We start from the raw sequence: 25,383 nt of genomic DNA, 5'->3' as shown, positions 1-25,383 counted from the left end.
TCAGGCTCCTTGTTGAGTGGTGCAGGGGTTGATGCGGCTGAACAGAGAAGCCCAAGCCAGTGCGGTTGACCGCTCCATAAGCGCAACCCCGTCGGGGTGTTGGCTAAGACGGGCGCCATAGCGGCCCGTCAGCTTGCGTTGTTGGATGCGAAGGTTGCGCAGGGCGCAGGGGATCGCTAAAGTTGCCATGTCGACTTCCTCATACGTTGTTGATAAGGCCCGCTTGGAGTTGCACCTCCGTAATGCGGGCTTTTTTATTGCCCAATAGGACGTGGGCCTTGCCCGGTCATCTGGCTTGCTGCCAGTACTGCGCGTTTCATGCGCAGCTTTGCTGCTCTCTCTTTCTTCTCCCTCTCGATATCCCTGATAGATCTGGTGACCGGAGCCGGGTGCCACACCTTGGTGTCACAGCCGCCGCGAAATTCGCTTTGGTACTCCAGTGCAATCACCGCAAGGCGGATTGCCTCGCGCTGCGCATGCGGCAATGCCGACAGCGTGGCGCTCATCAGTTCGCCCCGAGGCTGGCGGGCGATGGCACAGATAGCGGCTTTCTTGGCCTGGCCCAGTGCCAGCCAGTCGGTGTCGAGGCTCGAGCGCTTCTTGCCGAACATCTCGCGCAGCAACATGCAGCCGGCGGTGTTCATGGCCACCTGTTCTTCTGGCGTCAGGCCAGCCAGATTGCGTTGTTGATGGTCAATGCGTTGGGTTTGCATGGGTTCCCCCTTACATGGTCATGGTTTGCATCAGGATGTCTGACGCACAGGCCAGGGTCGGGACCGCTTGAAAGCGGGCCTCAATGTCGTGGATCAGGATGGCGAGTGACCCCATGGCCGAAGTGGCCACACTCACAAGGGTGTTGCGCTCAGAGCGGGTGATCCTGCCGCGGTCGGTCAGCTCCAGTGCTCGCTGGCCAATGCTGGCGATCTTGGCGTTCAGATCGATGGCCTGGTGGGGTAGGGAAGGGGCTCGATCAGCCTTGGGAATAGCCACTGCAGTGAGGCCACACTCCAACAACAGACCATCGAACAGGGTCTCGTCCCCCTCGGTGGCGTGATAAATAGCTACCAGTTCCCGAGCGGTGAGTTGATGCGGTTGTGCCGGGTTCAGCTTGTTGCGCAGTACCTGCTCACCGATACCTGCAGCGCGGGCCACTTCGGCCAAAGAATGGCTGGCGGCAAAGCGCGAGCATGCAGAGTCAAAGTGATTATGTTTGCTGCAAGTTTGCTCAAACATGGCTTTCATCCCTCTGCTTGCGCGACACTCTGGGACGACGCACTGGCGCCGTTGCAGGTGCCAGGCCCGGCTGATTCATGGCTTGCTGGGTGTAGAGCACTAAGTTGATCAGCACTTTTTCCGCGCGGCCTTGTTTGGGCATGATGGGAATGCGCCCGGCACGCACGTAGTTCTCGATCGTGCGCTGGGTCAAACCGGTCCGTTCGGAGAAGCTCTCGACCGTGCAAACCGGGGTGTCTATGTGGATAGGGGCTATGATCATGAGTGCCTCCTGTTGCTTAAGTTACGCGCTTCCTTGCGCAGTTTGAGTCTGTTCGGCTTTCAATTTGCCGCCAGTCAGTACTTCGATTTGGTAGGCTCGGCCCTTCGGGATTTTTTCAGCCCACTTGCTGACAGCTACATGTGAAATTCCCAGTGCTTTCGCGGTTGCTGTTACCGTGCCGAAGTGCTCTATCACTTCAGATTTTTGCATTACTCACCTCTCTTTCCGTTCCATAAGTGTCGGGATGAGGTGAATGTAACTTAAGGGTCGATTTGAGATCAAGCGGTTTCGTTGCTTTAGTTACGGTACAGGGTGGTAACTTAGGTTTATGGAAACTATCAATGACCGGATATCTGCACGCAGACGCGCGCAGAAAATGAGCCAAGACGAACTTGCTAAGCGAATCGGGATTACCCGCGTTTCAATCAGTAAGTGGGAATCTGGCCTGAACCAGCCTAAAGGCCGTTATCTGAACGATTTGGCCGAAGCGCTGGGGGTAACTGTTGACTGGCTTTTGACAGGGAGTGGGGATACACCTGAGCTAGCTGAAGAACAGCCTATTCCTGGTTATCACAACGTCGAACCGGCGGTAATGCTGCCTGGCAAACGGATCCCGATACTAAGCTATGTCCAAGCGGGCAACTGGCGCGAGATGTGTGAGCAGGCCACTACCTTCGATGGCAATGTTGAGTTCGTATCTGCAAGCGGTGAGATCGGCCCCTTTGGCTTTGGTCTTTGGTTGCGTGGTGACTCCATGTTGCCGCAGTTCAAAGAGGGGGATCTGATCATCGTTGATCCCGACGAAGCTCCGCAACCAGGGGATTACGTCGTCGCCAAGAATGGCAGCAACGAGGCAACTTTCAAAAAGTACCGACCCCGCGGCATCGACGAGAACGGCCAAGAGGTGTTTGAACTGGTCCCCCTCAACGATGATTACCCCACCATGCACTCCGATCGGCAACACATCCAGATCATCGGTGTGATGGTAGAACACCGTATCTTTAGAAAAAAACATATTGGACGTTAGACTTGGCTAATAGCGGAGTGTTTATATATCACTTATACGGGGGAGGTATTTGTGGCTAAGCAATTTCTCTTAATGGAACCGAAAAATGAAAATTTTAATGAGTTAATAGGCGGGTCAAGTAAATATCTAGTTCCAAGGTTTCAGCGTGATTACGCATGGGATATTGAGCAATGGGAAGACCTTTGGAACGATATAGCTGTTCTTGATGATGAAGGCTTCCATTATATGGGTTATATTGTTCTGCAACAGAAAGAACAATATCAATATGAAATAATTGATGGTCAGCAAAGGTTAGTTACTTTATCTATCATTGTTTTGGCAGCAATGAAAGCAATCAAAGATATGATAGATAAAGGCGAGGATAAGCTTGAAAATGAAGAACGTCTTTCAGAAATAACTAAAAAGTTTGTTGGTAATAAAAACCTCGTTTCACTAAAGCTTACAAGTAAGCTGGAATTGAATAGAAACAATAATAGGTTTTTCCAGAAGATATGTGGTGATTTGGCGATCCCAAATAGCAGAGGGATAACTTCGACAAACAAACTAATTAGAAAATGCTTTACCTATTTCTGTAAAAAAGACTTTGGAAAAACCGGTGCTGAAGTTGCTCAGTTTATTGTGAATTTTTCATCATCAATGGTTTTTACAAAAATCATTGTTCAGGATGATCTTAATGCATATAAGGTATTTGAGACATTAAACGCCCGCGGTGTTCAGTTATCAACACCAGATTTACTTAAAAACTATTTGTTCTCCATTGTTACAAAAGATGAAAGCATTGATGATGAAGAACTGGATGAGTTAGATGAGCAATGGTCTGAAATGATTTCTGATGTAGGAGAAAATAACGTTTCTGACTATGTTCGGTATCATTATAATTCTCAGCGTAAAATGGTTACCAAAAATGAACTATATTCTGCAATGAGAAAGGTTGTTCAAACACCAGAAGAGGCATACAAGTATCTAAAATCATTAATCGAGTATGCACCAATATACTCATCGCTAATAAACCCCAATGATTCTTGGTGGGCTGATCAAGACCCATTGTATAGAGATGCTAGAGAGTACTTGTCAGGTATAAGATTATTTAATATCAAGCAGCCTCTAGCTGTACTTTTACCTGCATTTAAGATGTTTACTCCTTCTGAATTTGTTAAAGTGGTAAAATATCTTTACGTTATGTCTATCAGATATAATGTAATATGCCATTTATCTCCGAGTGAACAGGAATCAGTATATAATTTAATAGCGATTAATGTATCAAATGGTACATACAAAAGAGCGAGCAATGTAAAAAATTCAGATGAATTTCATAGGCTTTATCCAAATGATAATACGTTTTTTAATTCGTTTGAGTTTCATAAAATGCCCAGTCGCCAGACAGCCAGAAAAATAAGATATTTACTTGCTGAAATTGAAGGGTATCTTGGAAATAAGTGTGATTATGATAAGTTAACATTAGAGCATATATGCCCCTATCATCCTGAACAGATATGGGTTGATAGCTTTGGTGAAGGAGTAAGTGATGTCAAAGATCGCCTTGGTAATATGTTACTTCTGGACAAAGATAATTTAAAAAGAGCCAGTTTTTTAGAAAAAAAGAAAGCATATGCAGAATCCAAATTTAAAATTGCCAATAAGGTCTCTCTTTATAATGAGTGGAACCAAGATAATGTTAATGATTTACAAAAGTGGATGTCTGAAGTTGCGACTAAGGTATGGCGAGTTGATTAGATTTTGATTTGTTTTGGCCCCGAGTATGTATTTACATAGTAGGGGCATTTTCAACTGAATTTTTTCAGGTAAAGCGCAATGAAATAATTATCAGTTTGCATTGTTGTCAATATATAATTTGATTTGGATGGATTAGACTTCACTTTATATAAGTTACTAGCCCTGTGCAATGTATATCATTCCTCCACTTAAATACTGTTAACCATGCAGCTTTGCTGTATATAATTACAGTATTTTTGGCGGAGGGCGTATGGCAGTAAGAAAACAGACATCCGGCAAGTGGTTGGCCGAGATTTACCCAGAAGGGCGACCAAGTAAGGAAAACCCCAACGCCCCCCGGATCCGCAAACAGTTCGCTACGAAGGGTGAGGCACTGGCGTTCGAACGCTTTGTACTGGACCCAGACAAGGGCAAGCCTTGGCGAGAAGGGCAGGGGGAACCAACCGATGGCCGGCATATCTCCGATCTGGTCGAACTCTGGTTTGGTCGCCATGGCCAGAGCCTGCGCGATGGTGAGGCTCGTAAGTCCAAGCTGCTGACCGTTTGCCATTCCCTGGGAGATCCGCTGGCGGTCAATTTTTCCGCCCGTGACTTTGCCGCCTACCGTGAAGCTCGCCTCTCAGGCGATATTACCGACCGACGCGCCATCAACCAGGAGAAGCAGGGCGTCACTCCCAATACCGTTAACCGCGAACATGCCTACCTGCGTGCGGTCTTCAATGAACTGAAAAGGCTAGGGGAGTGGCAGGGAGAAAACCCCCTTGATGGTTTGCGAGCCTACAAGGTGGCCGAGGCCGAGCTGGCCTTCCTCTATCCCGACGAACTCAAGCGCCTGCTGGCCGCCTGTGCCGAGAGCCCAAACCCCGACCTGTTGTTGGTGGTGAAGCTGTGCCTGGCCACCGGTGCCCGTTGGTCTGAGGTGGAGGAGCTGACCCAGTCCCAGGTATCCCCCAATCGCATCACTTTCACCCGTACCAAGAGCAAGAAAAGCCGCAGCGTACCCATCAGCCCCGAGCTCTATGCCCAGTTGCCCAGAAAGCGTGGCCGCCTGTTCGGTGACTGCTATCGCGCTTTCGAAATGGTGGTCGAACGGGCAGGGTTGGAACTGCCACCCGGGCAGAATACTCACGTTCTGCGCCACACCTTCGCCAGCCACTTTATGATGAATGGCGGTAACATCCTGGTACTGCAGAAGATCCTGGGCCACTCTACCATCGCCATGACCATGCGGTATGCACACTTTGCCCCTGATCACTTGGAGGATGCTATTCGTCTAAATCCTCTTTCTGTTTGTGGTTTAGAATAATTCGGGTGGGGTTGAGGCTGAGGGGTTCTGATGAAGGGAACTAGGTCTGATATCGAGTTGTGTGAAGCCCTCTCAGGGTTTTTCGTGGATAACGAAGTGGACTATCGCTACATAGCCAAAGTAGCCAAGGCATTTCCCATAGAGCATGTGGAAAAAGCGTTATTCGAATGGGTTGCCCCTGTCTGTTACACCAACATGTTGACCCCTGTCCCTGAGATTTGGAGCGGCTTTGAAAGGGATCGGCTTTGGCTTGATATCCAGACCCTGCTGAAAGAAGAATCCGAGGCAGGTCTTCTTAAGAAAACCACCATCAACTTGCGGCAGTTTTATCTGCGTCGGGAGTATGCCGAGGAGTGGGGAAAGCTGCAGAGAATGCTGGCCGGTGGGGGTTGAAAGTGGCGACAGAGTGGCGACAAAATTTTAAATGGGTGGTCATTTTTAGCTGTCATTGGTTCACTAACTCTTTGATTTTTATGTAAGTGCTTGTTTTCTCATGGGGCTGAATCAGATTTAAAATCCCTCGACGTTCGCGTCGTGCCGGTTCGATTCCGGCCTCGGGCACCAAACTATAGTTTCATACAGTATCAAGACATACCATAAACCCGCATAGCTAAAGGCTTTGCGGGTTTTTTGTTGTCTCTCGTCGTATCATAAGGCCTCATGACATCCCCCCGAGTTTGGGGGTACTTTTGGGGGTACATGTTCCCACTGGGATAAAAAGTACCCCCACATGCCCGCAATCCCACGCCATTCCTGGCCTGTGAGGTGGAGGCTTATAACCCCAGCGTCTGTCATGTACCCCCAATTGAATCGGGAGATACCCCCATGCCGCTATCTGATACCGCAGCTCGACAAGCCAAGTTCACTGGTAAGCAGCAGAAGCTGTCTGATGAAAAGGGACTCTTTTTACTTATAACTTCATCGGGGAAGTACTGGCGCCTCAAGTTCCGCTTTGGTGGAAAGGAGAAGGTTCTGGCGCTAGGTGTCTATCCAGAGGTCTCCTTGAAAGAAGCAAGGGTTAAGAGAGAGGAAGCACGAAGGCTGCTGGCTGATGGCATCGATCCAAGTCTTGCCCGAAAGCAGAGCAAGGTGGCCAGCCGGCTTGCCAGCGAGAACAGCTTTGAGGTCATTGCTAGGGAGTGGCACCAGAGTCAGCTAGCTCGCTGGAGTCCAATCCATGCCCAGCGGGTTATAGAGTCTTTGGAAGCTGATGCTTTTCCTGATCTTGGGCTAGTTCCGGTAGCAGAGCTAACAGCGCCGATCATGTTGGATGCTCTGCGCAAGATAGAGGCTAGGGGAGCTACAGAAACTGCTGGGCGGGTGCTGCAACGGATCAGTTCCGTCATGCGGTACGCCATCCAGACTGGGCGGGTCAGCTACAACCCAGCCCAAGACCTGAAAGGAGCGCTAAGGGCTACCAAGCAAGAACACCGTCCAGCACTTCCACGTGCTGACTTACCGGAGTTTTACCGGCGCTTGGCTGCTGAGCCACTGAACCCTGCAACCCGTCTAGCTATCCACCTATTGATGTTGACGATGACTCGCCCTGGTGAGGTGCGCTTTGCTCGCTGGGATGAGTTCGACTTGGCGCGAGCAGAATGGCGGATCCCTGCTGAACGTATGAAGATGCGGGTACCTCATATCGTACCTCTTTCCCGTCAGGCTCTTGCTGTGCTTGAGGAGTTACGTCAGATATCAGGACATTGTGAGCTGTTGTTCCCGAGTGAACGGAAGTTGACCAATCCCATCAGCGAAAACACTCTGAGTTATGCTATGGGACGAATGGGTTACAAAGGAATTGCCACACCACACGGTTTTAGGGCCTTGGCATCCACCATCCTCAATGAGGAGGGCTTTGACCCTGATGTGATCGAACGCCAGCTTGCCCATGCTGAGCGTAACAAGGTTCGGGCGGCCTATCACCGGGCTGAGTACCTTGATGACCGCCGTAAGCTATTGCAGTGGCTGGCTGATTTCTATGAGTCACAACAGGGCAGCAATGTTCGTCCTGTGAACTTCAATAGAGTAGGGTAGGTAGTAGGAGGATGTGACACGTTACGCGACTGCTTGACTCGTTATCACACCAGCGTTACGATTTCCCCATCATGGCCCATTCTCTCGAGATTGGGCCTTTTTCATATCCAAACCCGGCCATCGTGCCGGGTTTTTGCATTGGAGGAGACGAAACCAAAACTGACCCCATTCATTATCGATAACTGTTTACCCCCCTTAAGCCCGACCACTGTGTTGGGCTTTTTCATTTCAGGAGAGCACACATGAAAATTCCAGAAACAGGGTTTATTCGAGAGGCACAACTGGTAACGACGGCCAGCAAGGTGGGTCCATTGCCGTTCAGCAAGTCCACGTTGTGGAGGATGGTTGGTGAAGGAAAATTCCCTAAGCCAATCAAGTTGGGTGCGCGAGTCACTGCCTGGCGCTGTGAAGATGTTCATGAGTGGATCAATGCTCAAGGCAAAGCTGCCTAAGGAGGGGAAGATGCAAAAAGAAAAAGGCCGCATCATGAATGGTACGACCCAGCTTGAACAGGGTCAGCATATCACCAAGTACGAATTGGTTGCTCTCCACCTGCTGGAACAGGGAGCTCAGGGTGTCAGCGCCTTGTCTGGTCTGGCTGGACTCCATGATCTCAACTTGCGCAATAGCATTGGCCTGCTCCGTCGAAACCACGGGATAGACATCACAGATGCGTTTTTCGAACACCAGCACTGCGGCGGCGGGACCACCCGCTTCAAGCGCTATTGGCTAGCCGACCGAGATCAAGCCTATAAGCTGGTGGCCCTGGTCAACCACTGGCGATACCAGAGGCAAGCAACCCCTTTGGACGATGACTACGCAGCCATTCTGTGTGCTCGTACACCTGTGTCCAACCACCTCCCTCCTGCAGCTTAATTCCGAGGTATGCCATGAAAAAACAATATGGGCTCACTGCCCAGGGCGAAGCGTTGCCCAAATCCCAAGAGGTGGGCTTGTTCCTCAATGTTCAAGAGGGTACGATTCGCCCTGCAACGGCAAAATCCGTTGCCGAGATTGGCGTCTCGGGAATTAATATGGAGCCGACCCACGCTCTTGCGTGGTTTTTTGTCGGTACTCGACCCTCATCTCTTGGGGCTGCTTTGCTATATGCGCTTGGCAGCTTCAGCTGTGTTATGGCGGTTCGGGCGAGGGCCTCGCAAGAGGCGCTGGGTTCCATATTGACCAGTTACGCCAACCTTGTCCGGGCTGCCACCATACTTAGATTGGCGTCTTCTGGTGGCAGAGAAAATCTGACCAATATGGAGGCTGCCACTATGGCTACTGTCCCCACCCAGGCTTTATCTAGCCGACTCAGATCCCTGATTGTTCATCCGTGTCACTCGGCCGCACTTTGGCGCCTTTGCACTCCCCCTCCCTGTTGCATGACCACCTACCGGGTTACCCCACCTGATGGGGGGCTCATCGTATGAACCTCATTTATCCACTCCCTCTTTACGCCTTGCTCGACCAGTTTGAGGCGCTGCTAGAACAAACCGACCTCAGCATCCAGGAGCGAACACAGTTTCTGTTTCTGCTTGATGCCTTGCGTAGCGAGGCAGCTATCTGCCAAAGGAGGTTGTCATGACTTACTTCGCATGGGCCAATGGCACGAATCCACCGACCTTTATTGGTCCACCTAATCCCAGAACAGGGAAGCGTACACAGCGGGGCACCCTGAGTGCTTTCCTTTGCCGAAATGACCGTGATCGTTTTATTGCCCAGACCCAGGGCGCTGCGGTGGCTATCACCGCGAAGGAGGCTCGGGAGCTGAAAGCCGGCTTGGATGAGCGGGCGTTCAAGGAGCTGGTTACCGTTTTGCTGGGAGGGACAGGCCATGAGTAAGCGACTGCTCAATACCCTAAATCGCCGCATGTGGTGCGAATTATCGCGTCATCCACTTCGACCCGCGGTGCTACGAGAACTCTTCAAGCGGCTGACCAAGGAGAGCAAGCGGAGGGCGATGCAATGACAACGGTATTCCAAAGAACAGTTGGTTCCGGGGATCGTAGTAGCCCTCCATCCCGGACCGGTGCCTTCCTCAAGTTTGCAGATCTGGATGACCTGCAGGTTGTCGTGATCCACACCGGTGAACAAGCCAGCAGGGATGCAGGTATCAGGGCGACCCTGCAGCGTGCTCACAATGACGCGATAGCAGCAGACAACCCGATTGACCCGGAGCTCGAACCGGAGCAAGTGCTGTACGTGGGGCCGGCCCAACTAGACGAAGGGGGCAAGCTTTACAAAATGGCAGATCGTGATGCCACCAAGCGGGTCATCGTTCACCAGCATGGCAATCTGCACTCTAAGAAAGCCAAACGATTGATCATGGCTCTACGTGAGCAAGCTCCGAGGGCTGAGATCTATCGTGGCTACCAAGGGCAGAATGCTGAGCCTTGGCCGCTGGTGGATATCGTTGCTTTCGAACAGACATTGGAGGTGACCCCAAACACCGATGAAGCGCCCTGGATGGTTAATGTGGCCCCACTTCATCTGGTGAAAGGTGAGCCAGAGGAGGGGCAAGCATTACCGGCTGGATTTGAGGTGAGAGGCTCGCGTTTGTGTGCCCTGACGACGGTCGGTAGAGGGGAGGATGCCCGGCAAGAGTGGCTCCCAATAGCCAGCCCAATCCACGTGTTGGCTGAGACCTCCGATGAGCAAGGCCGAGGCTATGGCCGCTTGCTAGAGTGGCGAGACAGTGCCGGGCGCGTGCGCCAGTGGGCCATGCCTGTGCGCTCCCTGGTCCCGCGCAATGGTGAAGAGGTGTTTGCCGCACTACTGGATGCGGGGCTGCCCTTTATCGAGCTCAGCCATAAACGCAGGCTGGCGGCCTACCTGATGAGCTGCCAACCAAAGCGGCGTATCACCTGTGTCGAACGCACAGGATGGCATGGTAAGGCTTATGTGCTGCCAGGGGGCGCTATCGGGCCGGATGCCGAGCGGGTCATTCTGCAGACTGCCGGCTACACCAGCAGCGACTTTACTGAGCACGGTACCCTGGCCGGCTGGCAACAGGGGGTCGCAGGGCTGGCCGTGGGCAACTCTCGGCTCTGCTTTGCGCTGTCCCTGGCCTTTGCGGCCCCTCTGCTCTCCTTGGTCGGCATGGAGGGCGGAGGCTTTCACCTCAAGGGGGAGAGTACCGACGGCAAAACCACCGTGATGAAGGCGGCCGCCAGTGTCTATGGTCACCCGGACCGCTATGCCCAAACCTGGCGGGCTACCGGCAACGCCATCGAGGGGATCGCCAGCCGGCGCAATGATGCCCTGCTCTGTCTGGATGAACTGGGCGAGCTGGACGGGCGGGAGGCTGGTCAGACTGCCTACATGCTGGCCAACGGCCAAGGGAAGGGCCGCAGTAAACAGGATGGCGAGCTGAGAGAGCGGAAAGCCTGGCGGTTGCTATTCCTCTCCACCGGTGAGCTGAGCCTTGAGGACCATGCCGCCAGTGCTGGGAAGAGTACCCAGGCCGGAATGGAGGTGCGGACTATCCAGATCCCCAGTGATACCGGGCACCATGGCGCCTTTGAGTGGCTTCATGGCATGGATGGCGGCCGCAGTTTTGCCGATACCCTCAAAACCAACTCAGAAGAGCATCATGGCATTGCCTTTCGCACTTATGCGCAAGCCCTGACCTTGGCGATAGATGAACACAGTGAGCGGTTGAGGGCTGAGATTAAGCAATTGGCTGCCGAGCTGACACCCAAGGGGGCGGGTAATCAAGTAGGGCGAGCCATCAACCGGTTTGCGTTGGTAGCTGCGGCCGGGGAGCTGGCTACCAGATTGGGTGTGACCGGCTGGCCAGAGGGAGAAGCCATCAGGGCGGTGAGGGTCTGCCTCAAGGCTTGGCTGGCAGAACGTGGGCACCTGGGAAATCAGGAGGACGCAGCCACCCTGATGCAGGTACGTGGTTTTGTCTTTGCCCACCAGTTCACACGTTTTGCTGACTGGTTCGACGCCAACCACCGGCCAGCCAATATGGTGGGCTACCGCAAGGTGGAGTCGGATTGCGTGAGCTTCTTTGTGCTGCCCCAAGGCTGGCTTGAGATCACTAAAGGGAGAGACCCCAAACGAGCGGCCATCTTGTGCCTTGAGGCCGGCTATCTTCTCACTGGCAAAGACAAGAAGCGGTTACAGCGACAGGTCAGATTGCCGGGTATGGGGAAGGGAATGAGGGTCTATGTGCTGGGAGAGAAAGTACTGGGTGATGAAGGAGATGGCTTAGAGGATGATTAACCCCAGTTAGCCGGAGCCAAGGGCCACCTAGTGTGGTCCTTTCCATTTCGGCCTCGTGCGCGCGCGTGAAAGAACAAGCAAAAATGGTGGCTACAGTGGCTACACCACAACAAAACACCGCTGTGTGCCTTATGTATCAAGGGATAGAGGTGTAGCCACTAGGCTTATTTTTAGTGGCTACACAATGGCTACAGTGGCTACAAAAAGGGGCTGTAGCCACCAAGTAAAAGGTGTGTAGCCACCTGTAGCCACCACTTTTTTGAGTAGTGGCTACACGACAAACCTAGCAATGGCGCGGTCTATAAGGGAGTTGTAGCCGCGTAGCCGCTGTAGCCACCATATTTTTCATATATACAATGCAATAAGTTGATCAAGATCACAATTTTGGTCAAAGACATTGATATCGGAATTGTGCATATCGGTTAAGAGTACAAGGTCAGAGTCACCTAATATCCTCCCCCGGCAGCTCACGCTAGAGGCAATTGCAGCTCTGCGCCAAGATATGCCATTGCTAATTTGAAGGTGCTCGAGGTCATGGATCTTTGCCTGCTATCACTCAAGGAATAACCTGTTCATGATAATTCGCTCACATAGTCAGCAGTTGGTATTGTCGAGCGGATTTTTTGAGACCTTTTGAGTCCTAATTCAAACAAATTGGCAGGGTTTTATGGGATGATTACATCCCATGTCGTGTCGAACCCTGCTAATCCTCCATGAGTGACTCCATACCAAGCTATGAGCGCATGATGCCCGTGGTACTTTCAGTACTGCAAAGTGGCGAAAGCCTTCCACTGCGTCAGGTCTATCAGGCCGTCTGCGATCATTACGCTTTCACCCCTGAGCAGTTGGCTCACACCCTGCCGAGCGGGCGGCAAACCACGGTTCGCTCCCGGGTCGGCTGGGCCAAGACCTATCTGGTCAAGGCAGGACTCATCGAGCAACCCAAGCGGGGCGTCTGCCTTATTACCGAACGGGGTAAGGTTGCTTTGGCATCGGGCCAGACCATCGACAACCATTATCTGGCTCAGTTCAAGGAGTTCGTGACCTTTACTCTGGCGTCCAGTGAAAGCACAGGTAAGCTGCAACAAGGCACAACCGATGCCGCGGACGAGCCACATAACGTGCAAGCCAGCACACCACAAGAGCAAATTGAGCAAGCGCTGGCCGCCATCAATCAATCCCTTGCCGATGACCTGCTTGCCGAGATCCTTGGCCTTTCCCCTCGCTTCTTCGAACAGCTGGTCGTCGATTTGATGGTGGCTATGGGCTATGGCGGCAGCCAGCAAGATGCTGCCCGCACCACTCGCTACAGCAGCGATGGCGGGATTGACGGCATCATCAAGGAAGACCGATTGGGGCTCGACTCCATCTACCTGCAAGCCAAGCGCTACACCGACAAAACCGTCGGGCGTCCCGAGATCCAATCCTTCGCTGGTGCCCTGGATCTGCACAAGGCCCGCAAGGGAGTCTTTATCACCACCTCCTGCTTTAGCCGTGAGGCGCATGAATATGTGGGGTTGATTGAGAAACGTATCGTGCTGATTGACGGAGCGCATCTGGCCGCCCTGATGATCGAATATGGGGTTGGCGTCACCATTCGCCAAACCCTCACCATCAAGACCCTGGATTCGGATTACTTTCTGGAAGATTGACCGTTATGCCAAACAAGTCTTTGAACTTCGAAATGCTGCGCCGCAAGTGGCCTGAAATGGCCGACCTGGGGGCCATGGCTGAAGGATACGTTTACACCGACCCCGAGACCGCGCTGGTCAAGCTTCGCAACATGGTCGAGCTGATCGTGCGCTGGCTCTACCGGGAGGAACGCCTGCCCCAAGGCTACCGACCCAATCTGTTCGACCTCATCAAAGGCGACTCCTTTGTCCAGGTGATGCCAAAGCCCATCGTCGAAAAGCTCGATATTCTGCGCCAATACGGCAATAAGGCCGCTCATGGCGAAAAATGCGAGCAGAAGCACTCTCTCTGGCTGCTCAAAGAGAGTTGGCTGGTCTCGGCTTGGCTCTATATTCGCTACGACAGTGGCAACCAGCAGGAGTGCGGCAGCTTCACCCTCCCTCCTCAGCAAGCGGTTGAACTCACCACCGACGCCCTGAAGAAGAAGGCCCAGGAACTGGAAAAAGCCTGCGCCGCCCTCAAGGCCGCCGAAGAGCGCGAGATAGCCATCCTGCGCGACTTGCAGCAGGCCAAAGAGCAAGCCGACGAACTCAAGGCCCGTCTTGAGCAATCCCGCCAGAAGAACCAGCAGGCCATCAACCTGCTCGACATGAATGAGGCCGAGACCCGTCGGCGCCTGATTGACGCGCGCCTGCTCGATGCCAACTGGGATATCTCGGACGACGGCAGTGACACCGACCAGGTCACCCAGGAAGAGGCAACCCTAAACCAACCGACCAAGACAGGCCATGGGCGCGCCGACTATGTACTGTGGGATGATAACCACAAGCCGCTTGCCGTCATCGAGGCCAAAAGCACCCAGGTCGATGCCGAAGCGGGCCGCCATCAGGCCAAACTCTATGCCGACTGGCTGGAAGAGAAGTATGGCCAGCGCCCGGTCATCTTCTACACCAACGGCTACGACATCTATATCTGGGATGATCACCCGGCCCACGCCTACCCGCCGCGCCGCCTGTTTGGCTTTTACAGCAAGGCGAGCCTGCAGCACCTGATTTTGCAGCGCTCCAGTAAAAAAGATCTGCTGCAAACCGATATCGACACCAATATCGCCGGTGGTGGCACCCGACTCTACCAACTCGAGTCGATTCGCCGGGTGGCCGAATCCTTTAGCCACAAGAAGCGCAGTGCCCTGATCGTGCAGGCCACCGGCACCGGAAAAACCCGCGTCTCCATCGCCCTGACCAAGTTGCTGCTCGATGCCCGCTGGGTAAAACGGGTGCTCTTTTTGTGCGATCGCAAAGAGCTACGCAAACAGGCCCGCAACGCCTTCAACGAATTTATTAGCGATCCCATCTGTGTCGTCGGCTCCAGTGACAAGGCCACCAGACAGACGGCCCGCATCTTTATCGCCACCTACCCGGGCATGCTCAACATCATGGAGCAGTTCGATGTGGGTCACTTCGACCTCATCATTGCCGACGAGTCCCATCGCTCCATCTACAACGTCTACGGGGATCTGTTCAAATACTTCGACTGCCTACAGGTGGGGCTGACCGCCACACCGGTCGAAATGGTCAGCCGCTCCACATGTCAGCTGTTTGGCTGCGACTACAAGATGCCCACTGCCGAGTACTCGCTGGAAAAAGCCATCGAGGACGATCACCTGGTGCCCTACGAGGTGGTGACCCACACCACCAAGTTCCTGCGTGAAGGGATCAAACGCGACAACCTGACCGACGCGCAAATCGCCCAGTTGGAGGATGACGGCATCGACCCCAACTTGCTCGACTTTGACGCCGAAAGTATCGACAAGGCCATCTACAATAAGCCGACCAACGCCGCCATCATGCGCAACCTGATGGAAAACGGCATCAAAGACAAAGACGGGCAACTGCCCGGCAAGTCCATCGTGTTTGCCCGCAATCACAGGCACGCCCTCTTGCTGCAAGAGGTGTTCGATGCCCAATATCCCCAGTTCGCAGGCAAGTTCTGCCAGGTGATCGACAACTACGATCCACGCGCCGAGCAGCTAATCGACGACTTCAAGGGGGAAGGGAAAAACCACGATCTCACCATCGCCATCTCGGTCGATATGCTCGACACCGGTATCGATGTGCCAGAGGTGGTCAACCTGGTCTTTGCCAAACCCCTGCGATCCAAGGTGAAGTTCTGGCAGATGATCGGGCGCGGCACACGCCTTCGCAAAGATCTGTTCGGACCGGGCAAACACAAAGAGAAGTTCCGCATCTTCGATCACTGGGGCGTGTTCGACTACTTCGAGCAAGAGCCCGAAGAGGCAGAACCCTCCCTTAGCAAGTCACTTGCTCAGCAGCGCTTCGAAGCCTGGTTGCAACTGGGGCGCAGCGCCTTGAAGAAATTTGACCGGGATGCGCTCGACAAGGTGACCCTGATGCTGCGTGCCCAACTCGATGCGCTGGATGACAGATCCATCTCGGTACAGGAGCGCTGGAAAGAGAAGGCCCGCTTGAGCGATCCCAAGGTGCTGCGGCAGTTCTCACCGGCTACCCAGCAGGCGCTGCTCACCGAGATGGCCCCCCTGATGCAATGGCTCGATGTACGCGGCCAGGGTGACGCCTTGCGCTTCGATATGGACATGATCGCCGCCCAGCAGGCTCTCTACGACAACCCCGAACAGTTGATGAAGAGCTACCACCTGGTGGCCGAGAAGATGGACCGTCTGCCTCCCCATCTGGCGCAGGTTCAGCAACACGGCGATCTCATTAACCAACTGCGCGATCAGAGCTGGTGGCAACAGGTCAACTTCGACCAGCTCGAGCATGCCCGCTTCACCTTGCGCGACATCATGCATCTGATGGAGAAAAACATCGTACCCCCGCAGCCGCCGCTTATCACCAACATTGCCGAAGATGAGGCCGACTATCAGCGCGCCCAGCGCAAGACCAACCTCAAGTCGGTTGACTTCAAGCTCTATCGCAAGCAGGTGCAAGGGGCGCTGGAGCCTCTCTTTAGCAGTAACCCTGTGCTGCAGAAGATCCGCCGTGGTCAACCGGTAAATGAGAGAGAACTCGATGAGCTGCGCAAGTTGGTGCTAATCCAAAACCCCAACGTCGATATCAAGGTGCTGAGCGACTTCTACCCCGAGGCCAGTGCCGGGCTCGACAAGATATTGCGCACCCTGGTGGGGATGGAGAGCGAAGCGGTGGCCGAACGCTTTACTGCCTTTGCCGCCGCCCATCGTCTCAATGCCACCCAGATGCGGTTTCTCGATCTGCTGAAAAACCATATCCGCGACTTTGGTGCGATCGAGATGAAGCAACTCTTCGAGCAGCCCTTCACCTCGGTCAACAGCCAGGGGGTAACCGGTGTCTTCCCCGATATGGCGCAGGTGGTGGCCCTCAAGGCCATCGTCGATGGCTTTAGCGTCGATACCGGCACCCCATCGCGCTAAGCACCTGCCCCAGGCGGGGAAAATCGCGCTACAATCCCCGCCACATCAAAGCCCGCTCCAGGCGGGCCCCTTCTTGTCGGCCCCTTGGCGGCGTACTGAGTCGCCAGAGGGCCACCCTAGTGTGGAACAACCATGATCACCGGTGAACTGAAAAGCAATATCGATAAACTGTGGGAAGAGTTTTGGGTCGGTGGCATCACCAACCCGCTGACCGTGATCGAGCAGATCACCTTCCTGATGTACTCGCGCATGCTCGACCTACAAGAGAGCCGTGACGAGCAAAAAGAGATGCTGGCCGGCGTCCCCTTCAAGCGTCGCTTTGCCGAATTTGAGCAAGACCTGCGCTTCTCCCGCTACTGCCACCTCGGCGCCGACGAGATGCTGGAAGTCGTGCGCGATGGGGTGTTTGACCACTTTCGCAGCCTCAACCACGAAGGCTCTATCCTGAGCCACTTTATGAAAAATGCCCGGCTCGAGATCGTCAAACCAAGCCTCCTGGTCAACGCCGTCGAGATGATCGTCAACCTCCCCATCGAGCGCGGCGACACCAAGGGCGATCTTTACGAATACCTGCTCTCCAAGCTCACCACCGCCGGCATCAACGGCCAGTTCCGCACCCCGCGCCATATCATCCGCGCCATGGTCGAGATGATGGAGCCGAACCCCGCTCGCCACGAACGCCTCTGCGATCCCGCCTGCGGTACCGCCGGTTTCCTCTCCAACAGCTACGAATATATCGTCGAGCGCTACACCTCGGCCGACAACGTCCACCGTGAGCTGGTGGCCAACGAGCGCGGCGAACTCGAAGAGCAGCTGGTCTTTGCTGGCGATCTGCTCGGCGACTATCGCCACCATGTCGATACCGACATGTTCCACGGCTACGACTTCGACGCCACCATGCTGCGCATCGCCGCCATGAACCTCATCATGCACGGGGTCGAGCAGCCCGATATCCATTATCAGGACACCCTGAGCCAGGGCTTTAGCGACCGCTACCCCAACGCTAGTCATGATGGCTTTCACCTGATCCTGGCCAACCCCCCCTTCACCGGCACCCTGGATGAAGAGGACATCGACCCCAAGCTCACCGCCAAGGTCAAAACCAAGAAGACCGAACTGCTCTTTATCGCCCGCATCCTGCAGATGCTCAAAATCGGCGGCCGCAGCGCCACCGTCGTGCCGCAGGGGGTGCTGTTCGGATCATCCAAGGCCCATGTCCAACTGCGCGAGCTGCTGGTGGAACACAACCAGCTCGAGGCGGTGATCAACCTTCCCTCAGGCGTCTTCAAGCCCTATGCCGGGGTCGCCACCGCCATCCTTATCTTCACCAAGGGCGGCGCCACCGATGACGTCTGGTTCTACGATCTGGCAAGCGACGGCTATAGCCTGGATGACAAGCGCAACCCGATTGCCGCCAACGATCTGCCTCATCTGGTCTCAAGCTGGCAGCACTACCGCCGCCAACAGCGGCTGCCAGTCGGCAACTTTATCGGCCACCAGCTTAGCCGCCAGCTGGCCGAGCAGTTTCCCAATAACGAGCACCTGAAAGACGAGGCTGGCGCAGAGCGGGATTATCAGGATCGCACCCAGAAAGCCTTTATCGTGCCCAAGGCCGAGATCGCCGCCCAGAAATACGATCTCTCCATCAACCGCTATAAAGAGGTGGTCTATCAGGAGGAGAGCTATGAAGATCCCAAGGTGATTTTGGCCAAGCTAAAGGTGTTGGAAACGGACATTCTGGCCGATCTGGCAGAGCTGGAGAAAATGCTATGAAGTGGCCAATGGAAAAGCTAGGGGTTGTCGCACCAGCTAAACCAATAAAAAAACCAAAAATAGCCGATCCAAATTCTGTCTGGTTGCTTAACCTGGATATGGTTGAATCACATACAGGTAGAGTGATAGAAAAACTCTTTTGCTCACCAAATGAGGCTGGGACATCAACGCATTGGTTTGATGAAAACTATGTCCTCTATTCAAAACTGCGGCCATATCTGAACAAAGTTGTAGTTCCTGATGGACTTGGTTTGGCGACGACAGAGCTGGTACCAATGTTGCCTGACCCCGAGCGGTTGGATAAAAAATACCTCGCTTACTATTTACGCTCCGAGCAATTTGTTCGCTGGGTAAATGAGCAGGTCGCAGGAGCTAAGATGCCCCGCGTCTCTATGAAAATTTTCTGGGAGCACGAAATCCCTCTTCCTCCACTCGAAGAGCAAAAACGTATTGTCGCTATTCTGGATAAGGCCGACGCCATCTGCCAGAAGCGCCAGCAAGCCATCTCCCTCACCGATGACTTCCTGCGCAGCGTTTTCCTCGATATGTTTGGCGACCCCATTACCAATCCTAAAAAATGGGGTATGCAATCAATAGGAAAGCTATTGCAGATAAAGCATGGCTTCGCCTTCAAGAGTGAGTTTTTTACCTCTAAAGGCGAGTATATACTCATGACGCCAGGTAATTTCTTTGAAAGTGGTGGTTACCGAAATAGACAGGAAAAACAGAATTACTATAACGGAAAAATACCAGAGGGTTATGTTTTAAATGCAGGAGATCTTCTTATAGCGATGACGGAGCAAACGACTGGTTTACTGGGTAGTTGCTTGGTTGTTCCCGATGCAGGGAAATTCTTACATAATCAACGGCTGGGACTATTGAAATTCAATCAAGACGCATTAACACCTGAATACTTGTATTATCTATTTAATAACAAGTCAGTTCGACAAGCAATACAAGTGTCAGCTACTGGAACTAAGGTTAGACATACATCACCTAACAAGATTGAAGAAATTATTTCTATAGTGCCAGATATTGAAACACAGGTACGCTTCAGTGAAATAGTGCAATTTATAACTGAAATTAAAAACAACCTAGAGCCATCAGAATCTGAGATCAAAAAACTGTTCAATTCACTTTCTCAAAAAGCCTTCTCCGGCCAGTTATAAAATTGAGGGAGGTCATAGACCTCCCCATTAAGCCATCCCTAATACCATTTTCACCTTATCCCTGAATTGGCGACTAAACAGGGTGTGGTCGCCAGTTTCATGCCGTATCCGCCCGGCGACGATGCAGGGTGAAATCGACAGCGTTTGCGCCAGCGCGGTAACGGCGGCCGGAGTCGTTAAGGCCACCGCAGACCAGTTGCTCGCCGGGATCAGGCTCTCTTGGGCCAGCGCATCGGCCTGCTGTTCAATCTCATCACCGCCCTCGGCATCCAGATCATCCAGATACCAGGTCTGATTGCCGTCCATATGCAATGCGATATGCGCCAGTTCATGGAGCAGGGTGAACCAGAAGTTATCCAGCCTGTCATAGCGCAGGGTTAACGCCACTACGGGGGCGCCGTTGTGCCCTACGCAAACTGCGCCATCCAGATAGGTTTTGGGCAGATGGGGTTCAAACACCAGATGAATACCCGCCCGGTTCAGGTACTCCTTGGCGAGGTGTGGTCCCTGTTCTGACCACGAAAGCTGCGCCAGTTGGCGCATCCAATCCGCGGTTACCGTTCCAGGCGTGTAGAGAGTAGTAAGCGGTTCAGCTTGAGCTTTACGCAACACCTGAGCTTGCCACGCCCACACTGCATAGCTGTCGGTCTGCTTATCATTCGAACGCAGATGTGCCGTGGTGCGGAGCATGGCCGGTTTCAGTGTAAAGCCGTTAATAGGGGCCATAAAACGGGTGATATGCTCGGCCACATACTCTTTAAGCTCGGCCAAAGAGCCTGTGAAATCAGGGAAGTACCCTCGTTGGCGCATCTGTGTCAGCGGAAATGCCAGCCAGTCGATCTCCATATCGCTCACCTGCTGCTGAACTGGCTCCCGGATCAACACGTCGGCAGGAATACCCAGCCCTTGGCTCAGTTGCCGGATCATATTCAGGCTCAGTGGCCGTTTGCGATTGAGCACCTCAGAGACCTTGGAGGGAGAGCCGATATAGGGCACCAGATCCTTATTTTTTAGCCCCATCTGCTCCATGCGAAAACAGATGGCATCAATGGGATCTGGCGGGTCGATCGGGTAGTGTTCGGCCTCAAACTGTTCGATAAGCAGCGCCAGCACTTCCAGTTCATCCGCTTCAAGAGATCCCTCCTGCGGATTGGCATCCATCAAAGCCATCAGTCGAGCCAAAGCCTGCTCGTGCTCATGTTCAGATTTAATCACTTTGACAGTGTACATTGCGTCACCTTAGAAAGACTGCTTGTCATATTCGGCATGGGTTCCGAGCCACTCGATCACCACCAGCCCGTTCTGATAACGAACCTTGACCACCAGGCGGTAGCTGTTCCCTTTGATATTGAAAATCACCCGATTATCCGCAAGAAAACTTGCCGATGCGTATCGCTGCTTGATGTCTTGAGGGGTTTGCCAGAGGCAGCTTTTGCTGGAAACTTCGCTAAACCAGGCATCCAGAGAGGGTTTGGCGTCCGCATGTTTGGTGCTGAATTTTTCCAGCTTATCTCGTCCTAAGACCTGCATAGCCGCTCCAAGTTCCCAATATGGGAATTTTAGATGCGTTACACAAAAAAGGGAATCTAATTTTCCAACCCTCAGATCGAGCCTTCGGTGGTGATGATGAGATCCACACTCAAGGGTAAGAGCGTTGGTGCGCCTAGCGAAGCGTTACCGGACGCACAACAAGCCGCGGCCAGGTTGCCTTGTGATACTGGTGTCGGCTCTTTTAAAACGGTATGAAATCAATCTTATCGCCAGATAGATTGGCCGAAAATCTTCGTCGCCAACTCTCCGAAAGACAGAGTATCGAGCCCTAGATAGACTTAAGGCTCCACTGAAACAAGCAGGAGCATCTTATTATGTCAAAGTCTGGAAAAGGCGTTCAAAATCAACACAATGCCAACCATCACGCCAATCAGCTTAACCCCAACAAAGGTAGCAATGGCACCAATCAGGCCAATGCCAAGGTACATGGCCATCGCGGCAAACAACTGAACCCCAACCAGAAATAAAAGGAGCGCCTGGCAAGCCAGGCGCTTATCAGGAGATTCAATATGACGTCCGGTTTTCCAACCCTGGGTGAAGTTGTCAAGTATTCCTTCAGGGCTACAGGGATCATTCCAAGCAAGTATGAACATGCCCACTCATTAAGTGATAAAGAGAAAAAGAAATATCAGAAAGCGTTGGAAAGGCTTGCAGCAGAAGAGGGAAATATCAATAAGAGCTTTCAAGAGCTGGGCGATGTATTTATTAAAATCCTCTCTGCCAGTATAAAGAATCGCAAGGTATTGCAGGTTATTTCAGATGTTATCGGAGACCTTGTTCTGGTCTATGGTAATGTTATTACCGATGATGGCACCTATCAGGACACAAAAGGAAGCCTGCGCTGGATATTGTCTTCATATTTTATTCCCAGATTGGTAGTCTCTCTTCACAAACATCCGGCACGCATCAATCTTGCCAGTGAGGCTCTTATTTCCCCTACAGAGCCATACTGGTTTTTGCCTACGATTGACGATAACTCGGTCACTTGGCCGCTCGGCAAGGCGATGACATGGGTATATCAGCTAAGTGGCGTGAATCAGACCCAGTTTCACTATCCCTCCGAGAGGGCTAAGAGTAATGATCACTTGAAGGCCAATCAACTGGATAGTGCCCAGAACTGGCTCACCGGCAAACATATTCCCAGCTGGGAAGCGTTGCAGCGCAATTTCACGCAAGCGCTGGAGGCTTATCCTCATCTGGCTGAGCAGAAAGAGAGCATATTGCTGACCCTATTTGTGGCAAGGGTCGCCACCATCATTAGTCAGGACATTGATGAACTCTATGGCCGCGACTATCTGAATAAGTTGCTTGCCCAGTTCAAACGTCACACCGACTGGCTCAAAGGTCCAATGGAGACGCTTTCTCATTTTTTTGACGAGATGGCACATCACCCCCAAATCCCGTCTGAAATGCTGGACAGTATCCATGCTGACTATACAGAGCGTTTCTGGCTCGAAAGAGCCGATATCATGGTTGATGCCGCCAATCACATTCAGTCCATTATTATGGAAGCCCCCCATAACTTGTCCGCTGAACAACAGGTGTGGTTTTTGAGCCACTATGGTGAAGATGTAGTGGGGCCTATCTTCGATTTTTTTGATAGGCAACAAGAGCAAAGAAAACATATCCCGGAAGGATTCATCGAGTGCCTTGCCGAATTTCTTGAGCTTAAAAAAACCAACTGCGAGCCATCCGATGTGAACAGGTTTATCGCAAAGCTAGAGAGCTACCAGTTATCATCTGTCTGTGCCTGGATGGTGCCCTGGTTGCGAGCCGAGACCCTTTTTCATGCCAACGATTGGCCTGGCATTTATCGGGAACTGTCGAGCGCATTTGATGCAGCGAAATATGCAGCAGGCCAAAATCAGCGCCCTCTGCTCAATCACTATCTGGAGGCATGTGCCAAAAATAATAAATGGCGTGAATTTAAAAAGGGGGTCGCCTGGGCTCAATATCTGGGTATCAAGGTGCGCTTTCTGGGGCAGGATGAACCTAGCGATGACAATATGCGTTATGTGTTCGACATGATGCAGCGAGCTTATATTGCCTGGTAAGGTCTAACTGGTTGCCAATTAGGCTCACTTGGCCTCTAATGGCGGGCATCGTCGATGATGCGCCCTTTGTGCAGCCCAAGACAGTGAACAATGAGAAATACAGAGGTTAGTGGCAATGAAATGGATATTGCTTGCCGGGTTGCTTAGCGCAGCACCGGCTTATAGCAGCGAACAGCTATACAAGGCATTGTGGCTTGATACCAAGGGCAAGCATGAGGTCACTCTGTCTGTCGATGAGATCCCGGCTACGGAGGAAGACAGTCGCTCTCTGGCTATTACCGGATTGGGCACCCTGAACGGTGAGCAGGAGTGGGTCCTGTATGACAGTGTCACCAACTGCAACCTCGATATGTTCATCAATATCAACCCAGCCGGATTTGAGGTCGTCGAGCTCACTGGCAAGGGGGATTATTATCTGCTGCTCTCTTATTCAATGGCCTGTCGCGGAGGGCTCGATCCCGGTGATGTGAAATATTTTGCTTACAGAAATGGCAAAAAGTTTGCTCTGCGTGGAGTTGAATATTTTGTCGCTGATAGCAAACCCATTTACCCAGAGGAAAAACCTAAGCCTGTTGCTGGAGAAAATCTTAAAAAGCACCCAGAACTCTACCGCTACATGATGAAGAAATGGCCTCAACTTTCCACCGTTGTGATCGAGTAAAAGGCATCAAAACGGCTCAGCACACATAACAGCTTTAGAACAAGGCCGATAAGTTGTGGCACCGGATCGCCCGACGCCAGATACATCTCTATTTTTAAGGTCAGCCATGAGCAAGCTTGGCGGGAAAATCCCTCATGTTTTCAACCAAAGTCCGTTATGCTTCCTGCCGCCACCTGGTGGACTCTGTTCATGCGGCGCCATTCCCTGGCCATTAGCTGTGTTCACCAGGTGGTTCTCTTTATCGACAGCATCGTAGTTTCTCCAACGCTGTCCGACAAATCCTCACAACTATTCCTAATGTATTCAGCAAACGGCCCAGATGTGATTTCTGCAAAAGCCAGAAAGCTCAAGCACTCAAGCATGCTTGTTAGGCAGGAATTACCGACTGCTGAGCTTTGAGCCAACGTCCCGGGCTCACACCAAACTCTCGCTCGAATGCTCTACTGAACGCGACGCTACCACTGTATCCTGCACCCAGCGCAACCTGAGTAATTGATTCCCCCTCCAACAGTTGCTGGCATGCCAACAACATCCGCCATTGGGTCAGGTAGCCTAAGGGCGATAACCCTGTTTGAGCCTGAAAATGGGCTGCAAAGCGGGCTCTGGACATGCCGGCTTCCTGTGCCAATGTCGCCACCGTCCACCCTTCTTCTGAACGTAAATGCATGGCTGCAATCGCACGGGCCAGCCGCGGATCAGACAGACCAGACAACATCCCCTGTTGGCAGAGACCATGCTCCACCAAATGACGCAACAACAAGATCAGTACGGTCTCAAGCAGCCGGGTCAGGATGGGCTCCTGGCCATAGCGATGAGTGAATGCCTCGTCAAACAACAGCGTCAGTAAAGGGACCAGCGTTGGCAAGTCGCTCAGTGGCAGCACTAACGCATCAGGGAGTGCCAGTTGTAATGGTGATGCGGTTTTCTGGCCAAAAGTGATAGAAGCACACACCAAGTCACATCCCCCCAGTTGACGCGGCTCCATACGGTGGGGAAGCCCTCCGGGAAAGAGGATCAGGGTCTGCTCCGTGAGGATGCGCGGCTCAGACCCCTCGTGATAAAGAGTGAGCTCACCGCTTCGCAGCAAATGAAGATGACCCCCCGCCGGATAATCCTGGCTATGGGAGTGCTGGCACAAGTTGCCAGCAAAAAATAGATTGGCTCGTGGAGTGGTATGCGCCAGAAGAACGGAAAGAGGGTCCATATTTGAGACGAATAGTAAGTTATTAGGGACTATGGGTGATAAACCATATCACGATGCGCGGCAAACTACCTCTGTACCTCAAT

The 25,383-nt window shown here is 52.7% G+C and carries 25 protein-coding genes; 17 read left to right on the top strand and 8 right to left on the bottom strand.

All coding sequences use genetic code 11. The features are described 5' to 3' along the window. From G5154_RS03605 to G5154_RS03585, 5 genes are all read right to left on the bottom strand, one after another. Positions 1-189, bottom strand: coding sequence for a hypothetical protein (locus tag G5154_RS03605; RefSeq protein ID WP_041204794.1), 189 nt, complete (start codon positions 187-189; stop codon positions 1-3). 65 nt (positions 190-254) lie between these two features. After that, entirely contained in the window at positions 255-713 is a 459-nt protein-coding gene (locus tag G5154_RS03600; protein ID WP_065402397.1) for a hypothetical protein, read from the bottom strand. 10 nt (positions 714-723) lie between these two features. Beyond that, positions 724-1,233, bottom strand: coding sequence for a phage regulatory CII family protein (locus G5154_RS03595; protein WP_421263864.1), 510 nt, complete (start codon positions 1,231-1,233; stop codon positions 724-726). Beyond that, a complete protein-coding gene (locus G5154_RS03590) occupies positions 1,226-1,495 on the bottom strand; it encodes a hypothetical protein (RefSeq protein ID WP_058056134.1) in 270 nt (89 codons plus the stop codon). Before G5154_RS03590 ends, G5154_RS03595 begins: the two co-directional genes overlap by 8 nt. 21 nt (positions 1,496-1,516) lie before the next feature. Then, positions 1,517-1,705 (bottom strand): Cro/CI family transcriptional regulator, encoded by a 189-nt coding sequence (locus G5154_RS03585; RefSeq protein ID WP_041915415.1) that lies wholly within the window; start codon positions 1,703-1,705, stop codon positions 1,517-1,519. A 118-nt stretch (positions 1,706-1,823) separates the two neighbouring features. Here G5154_RS03585 and G5154_RS03580 point away from each other — a divergent pair, with 118 nt between their 5' ends. The 14 genes from G5154_RS03580 (at position 1,824) to G5154_RS03515 (ending at position 19,830) form a co-directional block, all read left to right on the top strand. Continuing rightward, the gene (locus G5154_RS03580; protein WP_421226825.1) at positions 1,824-2,522 is read left to right on the top strand and encodes a LexA family protein; all 699 of its coding nucleotides are present in this window, start codon (positions 1,824-1,826) and stop codon (positions 2,520-2,522) included. A gap of 51 nt (positions 2,523-2,573) precedes the next feature. Further along, a complete protein-coding gene (locus tag G5154_RS03575) occupies positions 2,574-4,256 on the top strand; it encodes a DUF262 domain-containing protein (RefSeq protein WP_421263863.1) in 1,683 nt (560 codons plus the stop codon). 250 nt (positions 4,257-4,506) lie between these two features. Continuing rightward, entirely contained in the window at positions 4,507-5,562 is a 1,056-nt protein-coding gene (locus G5154_RS03570; RefSeq protein WP_421263862.1) for a phage integrase, read from the top strand. A gap of 30 nt (positions 5,563-5,592) precedes the next feature. Continuing rightward, positions 5,593-5,955 (top strand): DUF7079 family protein, encoded by a 363-nt coding sequence (locus tag G5154_RS03565; protein WP_421263861.1) that lies wholly within the window; start codon positions 5,593-5,595, stop codon positions 5,953-5,955. A gap of 432 nt (positions 5,956-6,387) precedes the next feature. After that, entirely contained in the window at positions 6,388-7,596 is a 1,209-nt protein-coding gene (locus G5154_RS03560) for a tyrosine-type recombinase/integrase (RefSeq protein WP_158111200.1), read from the top strand. A gap of 242 nt (positions 7,597-7,838) precedes the next feature. Next, positions 7,839-8,048 carry a helix-turn-helix transcriptional regulator gene (locus tag G5154_RS03555; RefSeq protein WP_016351246.1) on the top strand — a complete coding sequence of 70 codons (210 nt, stop codon included), beginning with the start codon at positions 7,839-7,841 and terminating at the stop codon, positions 8,046-8,048. Between the two features lie 10 nt (positions 8,049-8,058). Further along, positions 8,059-8,472: a hypothetical protein gene (locus G5154_RS03550; protein ID WP_421250354.1), complete on the top strand. Its 414-nt coding sequence runs from the start codon at positions 8,059-8,061 to the stop codon at positions 8,470-8,472. A 14-nt stretch (positions 8,473-8,486) separates the two neighbouring features. Then, on the top strand, positions 8,487-9,026 hold the full coding sequence (locus G5154_RS03545; protein ID WP_421250353.1) for an ash family protein: 540 nt from the start codon (positions 8,487-8,489) through the stop codon (positions 9,024-9,026). Between the two features lie 151 nt (positions 9,027-9,177). Beyond that, positions 9,178-9,438, top strand: coding sequence for a hypothetical protein (locus G5154_RS03540; protein WP_421250352.1), 261 nt, complete (start codon positions 9,178-9,180; stop codon positions 9,436-9,438). A gap of 123 nt (positions 9,439-9,561) precedes the next feature. Beyond that, a complete protein-coding gene (locus G5154_RS03535; RefSeq protein WP_421250351.1) occupies positions 9,562-11,826 on the top strand; it encodes a DUF927 domain-containing protein in 2,265 nt (754 codons plus the stop codon). A 713-nt stretch (positions 11,827-12,539) separates the two neighbouring features. Continuing rightward, a complete protein-coding gene (locus G5154_RS03530) occupies positions 12,540-13,478 on the top strand; it encodes a restriction endonuclease (RefSeq protein ID WP_421250350.1) in 939 nt (312 codons plus the stop codon). 5 nt (positions 13,479-13,483) lie between these two features. Further along, positions 13,484-16,888: a DEAD/DEAH box helicase family protein gene (locus G5154_RS03525; protein ID WP_421250349.1), complete on the top strand. Its 3,405-nt coding sequence runs from the start codon at positions 13,484-13,486 to the stop codon at positions 16,886-16,888. Positions 16,889-17,020: 132 nt separating this feature from the next. Beyond that, the gene (locus G5154_RS03520; RefSeq protein WP_421250348.1) at positions 17,021-18,661 is read left to right on the top strand and encodes a type I restriction-modification system subunit M; all 1,641 of its coding nucleotides are present in this window, start codon (positions 17,021-17,023) and stop codon (positions 18,659-18,661) included. Then, positions 18,658-19,830 carry a restriction endonuclease subunit S gene (locus G5154_RS03515; protein WP_421250347.1) on the top strand — a complete coding sequence of 391 codons (1,173 nt, stop codon included), beginning with the start codon at positions 18,658-18,660 and terminating at the stop codon, positions 19,828-19,830. The genes G5154_RS03520 and G5154_RS03515 overlap by 4 nt, the downstream gene beginning before the upstream one ends. A gap of 27 nt (positions 19,831-19,857) precedes the next feature. Here the strand turns inward: G5154_RS03515 and G5154_RS03510 are convergent, their stop codons facing one another. Then, positions 19,858-21,060: an ImmA/IrrE family metallo-endopeptidase gene (locus G5154_RS03510; RefSeq protein ID WP_421250346.1), complete on the bottom strand. Its 1,203-nt coding sequence runs from the start codon at positions 21,058-21,060 to the stop codon at positions 19,858-19,860. Positions 21,061-21,069: 9 nt separating this feature from the next. Continuing rightward, positions 21,070-21,360, bottom strand: a complete 291-nt coding sequence (locus tag G5154_RS03505; RefSeq protein ID WP_096117733.1) for a type II toxin-antitoxin system HigB family toxin — start codon at positions 21,358-21,360, stop codon at positions 21,070-21,072. A 335-nt stretch (positions 21,361-21,695) separates the two neighbouring features. Here G5154_RS03505 and G5154_RS03500 point away from each other — a divergent pair, with 335 nt between their 5' ends. From G5154_RS03500 to G5154_RS03490, 3 genes are all read left to right on the top strand, one after another. Further along, positions 21,696-21,848, top strand: a complete 153-nt coding sequence (locus tag G5154_RS03500; RefSeq protein ID WP_265435483.1) for a hypothetical protein — start codon at positions 21,696-21,698, stop codon at positions 21,846-21,848. A gap of 42 nt (positions 21,849-21,890) precedes the next feature. After that, positions 21,891-23,435 carry a hypothetical protein gene (locus G5154_RS03495; RefSeq protein ID WP_421250345.1) on the top strand — a complete coding sequence of 515 codons (1,545 nt, stop codon included), beginning with the start codon at positions 21,891-21,893 and terminating at the stop codon, positions 23,433-23,435. A 115-nt stretch (positions 23,436-23,550) separates the two neighbouring features. Further along, positions 23,551-24,096, top strand: a complete 546-nt coding sequence (locus G5154_RS03490) for a M949_RS01915 family surface polysaccharide biosynthesis protein (protein WP_421250344.1) — start codon at positions 23,551-23,553, stop codon at positions 24,094-24,096. Positions 24,097-24,463: 367 nt separating this feature from the next. Here the strand turns inward: G5154_RS03490 and G5154_RS03485 are convergent, their stop codons facing one another. Further along, the gene (locus G5154_RS03485; RefSeq protein ID WP_421250343.1) at positions 24,464-25,300 is read right to left on the bottom strand and encodes a cupin domain-containing protein; all 837 of its coding nucleotides are present in this window, start codon (positions 25,298-25,300) and stop codon (positions 24,464-24,466) included. Positions 25,301-25,383 lie beyond the last annotated feature (83 nt).

The sequence above is a fragment of the Aeromonas sp. 600527 genome, assembly GCF_049175415.1.
GTDB lineage: Bacteria > Pseudomonadota > Gammaproteobacteria > Enterobacterales > Aeromonadaceae > Aeromonas > Aeromonas veronii_A.
This window is presented reverse-complemented; position numbering and strand designations above follow the sequence as displayed.

Excerpts from the sequence above, each read along its gene's own strand:
- G5154_RS03605 (WP_041204794.1), bottom strand. The coding sequence starts at position 189 with ATGGCAACTTTAGCGATCCCCTGCGCCCTGCGCAACCTTCGCATCCAA.
- G5154_RS03600 (WP_065402397.1), bottom strand. The coding sequence starts at position 713 with ATGCAAACCCAACGCATTGACCATCAACAACGCAATCTGGCTGGCCTG.
- G5154_RS03595 (WP_421263864.1), bottom strand. The coding sequence starts at position 1,233 with ATGTTTGAGCAAACTTGCAGCAAACATAATCACTTTGACTCTGCATGC.
- G5154_RS03590 (WP_058056134.1), bottom strand. The coding sequence starts at position 1,495 with ATGATCATAGCCCCTATCCACATAGACACCCCGGTTTGCACGGTCGAG.
- G5154_RS03585 (WP_041915415.1), bottom strand. The coding sequence starts at position 1,705 with ATGCAAAAATCTGAAGTGATAGAGCACTTCGGCACGGTAACAGCAACC.
- G5154_RS03580 (WP_421226825.1), top strand. The coding sequence starts at position 1,824 with ATGGAAACTATCAATGACCGGATATCTGCACGCAGACGCGCGCAGAAA.
- G5154_RS03570 (WP_421263862.1), top strand. The coding sequence starts at position 4,507 with ATGGCAGTAAGAAAACAGACATCCGGCAAGTGGTTGGCCGAGATTTAC.
- G5154_RS03565 (WP_421263861.1), top strand. The coding sequence starts at position 5,593 with ATGAAGGGAACTAGGTCTGATATCGAGTTGTGTGAAGCCCTCTCAGGG.
- G5154_RS03560 (WP_158111200.1), top strand. The coding sequence starts at position 6,388 with ATGCCGCTATCTGATACCGCAGCTCGACAAGCCAAGTTCACTGGTAAG.
- G5154_RS03555 (WP_016351246.1), top strand. The coding sequence starts at position 7,839 with ATGAAAATTCCAGAAACAGGGTTTATTCGAGAGGCACAACTGGTAACG.
- G5154_RS03550 (WP_421250354.1), top strand. The coding sequence starts at position 8,059 with ATGCAAAAAGAAAAAGGCCGCATCATGAATGGTACGACCCAGCTTGAA.
- G5154_RS03545 (WP_421250353.1), top strand. The coding sequence starts at position 8,487 with ATGAAAAAACAATATGGGCTCACTGCCCAGGGCGAAGCGTTGCCCAAA.
- G5154_RS03540 (WP_421250352.1), top strand. The coding sequence starts at position 9,178 with ATGACTTACTTCGCATGGGCCAATGGCACGAATCCACCGACCTTTATT.
- G5154_RS03535 (WP_421250351.1), top strand. The coding sequence starts at position 9,562 with ATGACAACGGTATTCCAAAGAACAGTTGGTTCCGGGGATCGTAGTAGC.
- G5154_RS03530 (WP_421250350.1), top strand. The coding sequence starts at position 12,540 with ATGAGTGACTCCATACCAAGCTATGAGCGCATGATGCCCGTGGTACTT.
- G5154_RS03525 (WP_421250349.1), top strand. The coding sequence starts at position 13,484 with ATGCCAAACAAGTCTTTGAACTTCGAAATGCTGCGCCGCAAGTGGCCT.
- G5154_RS03520 (WP_421250348.1), top strand. The coding sequence starts at position 17,021 with ATGATCACCGGTGAACTGAAAAGCAATATCGATAAACTGTGGGAAGAG.
- G5154_RS03515 (WP_421250347.1), top strand. The coding sequence starts at position 18,658 with ATGAAGTGGCCAATGGAAAAGCTAGGGGTTGTCGCACCAGCTAAACCA.
- G5154_RS03510 (WP_421250346.1), bottom strand. The coding sequence starts at position 21,060 with ATGTACACTGTCAAAGTGATTAAATCTGAACATGAGCACGAGCAGGCT.
- G5154_RS03505 (WP_096117733.1), bottom strand. The coding sequence starts at position 21,360 with ATGCAGGTCTTAGGACGAGATAAGCTGGAAAAATTCAGCACCAAACAT.
- G5154_RS03500 (WP_265435483.1), top strand. The coding sequence starts at position 21,696 with ATGTCAAAGTCTGGAAAAGGCGTTCAAAATCAACACAATGCCAACCAT.
- G5154_RS03495 (WP_421250345.1), top strand. The coding sequence starts at position 21,891 with ATGACGTCCGGTTTTCCAACCCTGGGTGAAGTTGTCAAGTATTCCTTC.
- G5154_RS03490 (WP_421250344.1), top strand. The coding sequence starts at position 23,551 with ATGAAATGGATATTGCTTGCCGGGTTGCTTAGCGCAGCACCGGCTTAT.
- G5154_RS03485 (WP_421250343.1), bottom strand. The coding sequence starts at position 25,300 with ATGGACCCTCTTTCCGTTCTTCTGGCGCATACCACTCCACGAGCCAAT.